Source organism: Mesorhizobium sp. HAY1-8B (assembly GCF_056868045.1).
Genome location: NZ_CP200321.1, coordinates 7010001 through 7011405, shown reverse-complemented (window position 1 = coordinate 7011405; position 1405 = coordinate 7010001). Strand labels below are relative to the sequence as shown.

The 1405-nt window shown below is 59.4% G+C and carries 3 protein-coding genes; all 3 read left to right on the top strand.

The annotated features are described in order from the left end of the window. Window positions 1-430: hypothetical protein (locus AC1VON_RS33690; protein ID WP_483126249.1), on the top strand; the 430-nt coding region annotated here is incomplete at its 5' end. 184 nt (window positions 431-614) lie between these two features. After that, entirely contained in the window at window positions 615-881 is a 267-nt protein-coding gene (locus tag AC1VON_RS33685; protein WP_172348458.1) for a type II toxin-antitoxin system ParD family antitoxin, read from the top strand. Between the two features lie 3 nt (window positions 882-884). Beyond that, window positions 885-1196, top strand: coding sequence for a type II toxin-antitoxin system RelE/ParE family toxin (locus AC1VON_RS33680; RefSeq protein WP_483126248.1), 312 nt, complete (start codon window positions 885-887; stop codon window positions 1194-1196). Window positions 1197-1405 lie beyond the last annotated feature (209 nt).

Genomic DNA, 1405 nt, shown 5'->3' with positions numbered 1-1405 from the left:
CATCACAAACGGCCCGCCCGGCATCCCGCCGGCGGGCCGTTCGCGTTTTTGGCTGTCACGGCCGGCCGATCTTAACCCTCAACTGCCCGCAAGCACCCAAAGCCAACGCCGCCCGACAGGTAAGCCAAATCCTCCATTCAAAAACAAACTGCAAAACACCCCCTACATTGCGCAAAGCCAGCAGGCTGTTCAAGTTCGGCGGGCTGATGGTCGCCATCAATCCGCTTCCCGGGACCCGACCCGAGACGCGGTCTCGGCCGACGCGACGGACAGCCTCCCAGGGCAAAAGCCTACGGTGAACGCCGAATCGGAGCGGCGACCCACACCCAGATGCGAAATGAATTTAGCTGGCATGTTCTTTCTCAGCCGGCTTCAGTGCCCGCCGTTTCGCAGGGATGAAGAGCGCGGCAGCTATCGATTGCGGGATTGATTCTCGATCACGCCGGCGCCTTCAGGGCTGAGTCGATATCTCGGCTAAGCCGAATCGGGCGGTTCGCCCCTGTCTGCGGGACAGTCCGAATCAAGGGTAGGGCGCGGTCGAATCGGCCAATGTTGGCAATAGCTGACATCTATTGCTATATTCTTGTGCCCGAACATTTCTTCCAGAGGTTGCCATGCCCAACTACGCCTTGAATGATCACTATGAGAGCTTCATCAGGAAGCAGCTCGAATCAGGCCGTTACAACAATGCCAGTGAGGTCGTCCGAGCCGGCCTGCGTATGCTCGAGGATTTCGAGGCGGAGCGGGAGAAGTGGCTGCGCGAGGAAATCCCGGGGCGCCTGGCCGAGCTCCAACAGGATCCGGCGAAGGGTGTTCCTGCCGAAACGGTTTTTTCCAAGCTGGAGGCGCGTCATCGCGCTAAGCATGCGAAAGCCAAGTAGGGGATGGAGTACCGGGTTGTCTTCCACCCCAGAGCGGAAGCCGAGCTCGAGCAACTCTATGACGACATAGCCGAGCGCGCGTCGCCGGCGATCGCCTGGAATTTCGTCGTCGGAATCCATGACCATTGCCTGGGTCTATCGACTTTTCCACAGCGCGGCGCCGAGCGGGCCGAGATCATGCCTGGGTTGCGGATTGTTGGGTACCGGCGTGCCGTCAGCATCGTTTTTGCGGTCGAGAGCGAACAGGTGTTGATCCTGGGTATCTTTTACGCCGGCCGGAACATCACACCGGAATTGCTGGAAAATCGGCTCTGAGGCGCAGCTCAGACTGGCGCGCGGTCGATATCACTCAGGCAAGACAGGTGATTTCAGACCGATTGCGGGCATCAGGCTCCGGGCCCGTGGCGAGCCTCGGCTGGAATGATCGGCGGCTGAACGCCGGTCTTAATTCAGCCAAGCCAACTCATGAATTTCGGCCCCGTGGATATCTCCACGAGAAATCGAAAAAACATCACAGATGGCTG

Excerpts from the sequence above, each read along its gene's own strand:
- AC1VON_RS33685 (WP_172348458.1), top strand. The coding sequence starts at position 615 with ATGCCCAACTACGCCTTGAATGATCACTATGAGAGCTTCATCAGGAAG.
- AC1VON_RS33680 (WP_483126248.1), top strand. The coding sequence starts at position 885 with ATGGAGTACCGGGTTGTCTTCCACCCCAGAGCGGAAGCCGAGCTCGAG.